The sequence below is a fragment of the Solicola agrisoli genome (assembly GCF_049059935.1).
Lineage (GTDB): Bacteria > Actinomycetota > Actinomycetes > Propionibacteriales > Nocardioidaceae > JAURVT01.
The window spans coordinates 1-4,806 of record NZ_JBMGQR010000131.1 but is presented as its reverse complement, the minus strand read 5'-3'; the positions used below and the strand labels follow the sequence as shown (position 1 = coordinate 4,806).

Annotated in this window: 4 protein-coding genes and 1 pseudogene; 3 read left to right on the top strand and 2 right to left on the bottom strand. The window is 74.3% G+C overall.

Annotated features, from left to right (window positions below):
- Positions 1–333 (bottom strand): annotated as a pseudogene (locus tag ACI6PP_RS22855) (esterase); the annotation flags it as partial.
- Between the two features lie 106 nt (positions 334–439).
- Here ACI6PP_RS22855 and ACI6PP_RS22850 point away from each other — a divergent pair.
- Positions 440–1,837 carry a WS/DGAT/MGAT family O-acyltransferase gene (locus ACI6PP_RS22850; RefSeq protein WP_421114043.1) on the top strand — a complete coding sequence of 466 codons (1,398 nt, stop codon included), beginning with the start codon at positions 440–442 and terminating at the stop codon, positions 1,835–1,837.
- A 333-nt stretch (positions 1,838–2,170) separates the two neighbouring features.
- On the opposite strand, the gene ACI6PP_RS22845 is transcribed toward ACI6PP_RS22850, so the two are convergent.
- Positions 2,171–3,070: a LysR family transcriptional regulator ArgP gene (locus ACI6PP_RS22845; protein ID WP_421114041.1), complete on the bottom strand. Its 900-nt coding sequence runs from the start codon at positions 3,068–3,070 to the stop codon at positions 2,171–2,173.
- Positions 3,071–3,140: 70 nt separating this feature from the next.
- Here ACI6PP_RS22845 and ACI6PP_RS22840 point away from each other — a divergent pair, with 70 nt between their 5' ends.
- Positions 3,141–3,737, top strand: a complete 597-nt coding sequence (locus ACI6PP_RS22840) for a LysE/ArgO family amino acid transporter (protein WP_421114039.1) — start codon at positions 3,141–3,143, stop codon at positions 3,735–3,737.
- A gap of 22 nt (positions 3,738–3,759) precedes the next feature.
- Positions 3,760–4,644, top strand: a complete 885-nt coding sequence (locus tag ACI6PP_RS22835; protein WP_421114037.1) for a DMT family transporter — start codon at positions 3,760–3,762, stop codon at positions 4,642–4,644.
- The last annotated feature ends 162 nt before the right edge of the window (positions 4,645–4,806 follow it).

Here is a 4,806-nt window from a genome sequence, read left to right as displayed (position 1 = left end):
CAGGCGGCGGTGGGAGTTCAGGCCGCAGCACAGGAAGGCGCCGCCGTGTAGGTAGAGGATCGCGCGGTCGGGCGCCGCGTCCTCGTGCTCGACCCACTCGGCCGGGCACTCGGGCAGCGCGAGCCTGCGCACCGTCGTGCCCTCGGGCACGGGGAGGTGGCGCGACAGCAGGTCGAGCGACTGCGACGGCCAGGTGAGGCCGGGCACGTAGCTCCAGACGTGGAGCATCGGCTTGACCGCGGTGCGCAGCCCGAGGGCGAGCGCCTGGGACTGCCAGCTGGCTCCTGCCCGCACGACGGGCATGATGGCGGTGGTGACCTTGCGTGGGTTCATGTGAACCTCCCGAGCAGGAGAGGTGACGTTGCGGTTACGTGATACGTCACAGCCGGTTACGTTACCTGCGTCACACCTACTTCGCTGGGGAGCCCCGTTGTCCTACATGCCGCCGACCGACTCGATGTACCTCTTCGCCGAGTCGCGCGAGCACCCGATGCACGTGGGCGGCCTCCAGCTGTTCGTGCCGCCCGAGGGGTCGGGCCCCGAGTACGTCCGGCAGATCTTCGACCGGCTCACCGCGTCGCAGGACGTCGACGTCGCGTTCCGCAAGCGGCCGGCCAAGCCCGTCGACGTGCTCGGCACGCTGTGGTGGACCGAGGACGAGACCGTCGACTTCGACTACCACGTGCGGCACTCGGCCGTCCCCGGCCCGGGACGGATCCGCGAGCTGCTGCAGCTGACGTCGCGCTGGCACAGCAGCCTGCTCGACCGGTACCGGCCGCTGTGGGAGATGCACCTCGTGGAGGGGCTCGACGACCGCCGGTTCGCGATCTACTCCAAGATCCACCACTCGGTGATGGACGGGGTGTCCGCGCTGCGCACGCTGGAGCGGTCGCTGTCGACCGACCCCGACGCCCGCGACTGCCCCGCCCCGTGGACGCCGCGGCGTCCCCGTCCGCGGGTGGCGCCCGAGACCGAGGTCGAGGTGGGCGGCGACGGTGCGGGGCTCGTCGGGTCGCTGCTCGGGGCGGCCCGTGGCGGCGTGTCGCTGGCCGGGCAGTTCGCCGGCGTCACCCCGGCCCTGGCCAGGATCGCCAACCAGGCCGTCCGCGAGCGCGACCTCGCGGTGCCGTTCGCCGCGCCCCGCACGATCCTCAACAAGCGGGTCGGGGGCGCGCGCCGGTTCGCCGCGCAGTCCTGGTCGATCGAGCGCGTGCGCGCCGTCGCGACGGCGTCGGGCGTGACGCTCAACGACGTGGTGCTCGCGATGTGCGGAGGCGCGCTGCGCGAGTACCTGGTGGAGCAGATGGCGCTTCCCGACGCGCCGCTGACCGCGATGGTGCCGGTGTCGCTGAAGCTGCGCGAGGGCGAGGCCGAGGCGGGCGGCAACGCGGTGGGGGCGATCGTCGTCAGCCTGGCCACCGACCAGGCCGACCCCGCGGTGCGCCTCGCCACCATCCACGAGTCGGTGGTGCACGCCAAGCAGAACCTCTCGGGCCTGTCGCCCCTGCAGATCCTGGCGCTGTCAGCGCTCGTCATCGCGCCGCTGGGCCTCACGTCGGTGCCCGGCTTCGTCCGCTCGACGCCGCCGCCTTTCAACCTGATCATCTCCAACGTCCCCGGCCCGCAGGAGACGCGCTACTTCGACGGCGCCCGCCTCGACGGCGTCTACCCGGCGTCGATCGTCCTCGACGGCCAGGCCCTCAACATCACCCTCACCAGCCGGGCGGGGTTCCTCGACTTCGGCATCGTCGGCTGCCGCCAGAGCGTCCCCCACCTCCAGCACCTCCTCGGCCACCTCGAGGACTCCCTCTCCGACCTCGAGGCCGCCGTCCTCTAGCCCTCCCTCCGCCCCTCCCGCCCCCGCACGCCGAGTGGCGCAAGTTCGGGGTCGACACGCCGTCGACGGCCCGATCTTGCGCCACTCGGGTCGGGTTCTGCGCCACTCGACGAGGTGCGTGGCGCGAGGTGCGGCGCGCGAGGTGGTCGACGTCCGGCGAGCCCGCCGCGTCGGTGCCGACCCGGCAACGAGGACAGCGGGGCGTCCGCCGCCGTCCTCCACCCGCCGAGTGGCGCAGAACCGTGCGCGAGTGGCGCAAGTTCGGGCCGTGCCGGGCGTGTCGACCCCGAATTTGCGCCACTCGGCGGTCAGGGGGCGCGTCGGCGTGGCGGGTCAGGGGGGTGGGGGGACGAGGGAGGTGGAGGCGGCGGTGCGGACGGCGTGGGTGAGGGCGTCGAGGGTGGGGGAGCGGACGCGCCAGTGCTGCCAGAACAGCGGGACGTCGAGGCGGTGGCGCGGGGCGACGCGGACGAGCCCGCCGGAGGCGAGGTCGGCGGCGACGGCCACCTGCGGGGCCATGCCCCAGCCGAGGCCGGCGCGGATCGCGTCGATGATCCCCGACGAGGACGGCACGCGGTGCCACAGGCCGCGGTCGCGGGCCGGGTCGGCGCCGAGCCGGTCCAGGAACAGCTCCTGCAGGGAGTCCTTGGCGTTGAACTCGACGCGCGGCGCGACCGGCAGGGCGCGGGCGAGCGGGCGTCCGCGCAGGTGCGAGGCCACCACGTCCGGCGAGGCCACCGCCACGTAGCGCAGCGCGCCGAGCGGCTCCACCCGGCAGCCCTGCACGGCCCGGGAGTCCGAGGTGACGGCGGCGGTCGCGGTGCCGTCGCGCAGCAGGGCGGCCGAGTGCGCCTCGTCCTCCTGCTCCACCCAGAACCGCGTGGGCGAGTCGCGCAGCATCGCCAGGGCGCCGACGAACCAGGTGGACAGCGAGTCGGCGTTGACGACCACCGTCACCGCCTGCGGACGGGCGGCGTCGCCGGCGAGGGCGGCGACGGCGTCCCGGCTGAGCAGGTCCACCTGGCCCGCGAGCCGCACGAGCGCCTCGCCGGCGGCGGTCGGCGTGCACGGCTTGGCGCGGCTGACGAGCACCTGGCCGACGCTGCCCTCGAGCGCCTTGACGCGCTGGCTCACCGCCGACGGCGTCACGTGCAGCTCGCGGGCGGCGGCGTCGAACGTCCCCGTGCGGACGACGGCGGCCAGGGCGTCCAGGCGGGCCGGATCGACGTGCATGAAGCCACGTTAATGCATGTGCAGGATCATGATCTGTACTTCACCAGCGGCCACCCCTAGGTTCGACGACGTGGACGACCTCGCAGCAGGGCTGCTGACCGGGCTGGCGCTCATCGTGGCGATCGGCGCGCAGAACGCGTTCGTCCTGCGCCAGGGTCTGACGAGGCGGCACGTGCTGCCGGTGGTGGCGGTGTGCGCGCTGTCCGACGCGGTGCTGGTGACGGCGGGCGTCGCCGGCCTCGGGTCGCTCGTCACCGCGCACCCCGTCGCGCTCGACGTCGCCCGGTTCGGGGGAGCGGCGTTCCTGCTGGGGTACGCGGTCGTCGCCGCGCGGCGGGCCCTGCGTCCCGGTGCGCTCACGCCGACCACCGGGGGTGCGGGCACCCGGCGTGTCGCGGTCGGCACCGCGCTCGCGCTCACCTGGCTCAACCCGCACGTGTACCTCGACACCGTGGTGCTGCTGGGCTCGGTGTCGGCGACGCGCGGCGACGGGCGGTGGTGGTTCGGCGCGGGCGCCGTCGTCGCGAGCCTGCTGTGGTTCGTCGCGCTCGGACTGGGCGCGCGGCTCGTCGCCCCCGTGCTCCGCCGCCCCGGCGCGTGGCGCGTCCTCGACGGCCTCGTCGCGGCGACGATGGCGCTGCTCGGGCTCCGCCTGCTCCTGGGGTGAGCCCCTGCGACAGACTGTCGCGGTGAACGCGCTCCTGGCCCTCGTCGGCGTGCTCGGCGTCTCGGCCTCCGGCCCGCTGATGGCCGGCACGCAGGCGCCCGCGCTGGCCATCGCCTTCTGGCGCAACGCCCTCGCCGTCGGCGGCCTCGCCCCCGTCGCGGCCACCACCCGCAGGCACGAGCTCCGCGCGCTCACCGGTGCCGACGTGCGCCTGTGCGTGTTCTCCGGCGTGATGCTTGCCGGCCACTTCGCCACCTGGGTCACCGCGCTCAAGCTGACGTCCGTCGCCGCCGCGACCGCGCTGGTCTGCACCCAGGTCGGCTGGGTCGCCCTCGTCGAGCGCGTGACGGGCGGCGCGTCCGTCCAGCGCGGCGTGCTGGTCGGTCTCGGCGTCTCGTTCCTCGGCGTCCTGGTGATCTCGGGGGTCGACCTGCAGCTGTCGGCCCGCGCGCTCACCGGCGACCTGCTCGCGCTCGTCGGCGGCCTGTTCGCCGCCGTCTACACGATCAGCGGCGGGCGGGCGCGGCGTCGTCTCAGCACGACCGTGTACACGCTGCTCTGCTACGGCGTCTGCGCGGCGCTCCTGCTCGTGGCCTCGCTCCTCGCGGGCGACGAGCTGGTGGCGTTCGGTGCCTCGACGTGGGTGGGCATCCTCGCCGTCACGGTGTGCGCGCAGCTGCTCGGCCACTCGGTCTTCAACCACCTGCTCGCCGTGATGAGCCCGCAGGTGGTCTCGCTGGTGCTGCTGCTCGAGGTGCCCGGCGCCGCGCTGCTCGCCGCCGCGTTCCTCGGCCAGGCCCCGCCCGCCGGCGTCTGGCTCGGTCTGCTGCTGATCCTCGGCGGGCTGGTCGTGGTCATCACGCGCCGCCCGCCGTCGGTCGACGAGGTGGCGGTCGACGCCGTCTGAGTGGCGCGCGTCATAGTTACTGGCCGTTAACATTTTGGCCGCCCTAGGGTGACGGGCATGTCCGACGACCCCAAGACGCTCCGTCCGCGCCGCTCCTGCCTCGCCGTGCCCGGCTCCAACCCCCGGTTCCTCGAGAAGGCGAAGGGCCTGGACGCCGACCAG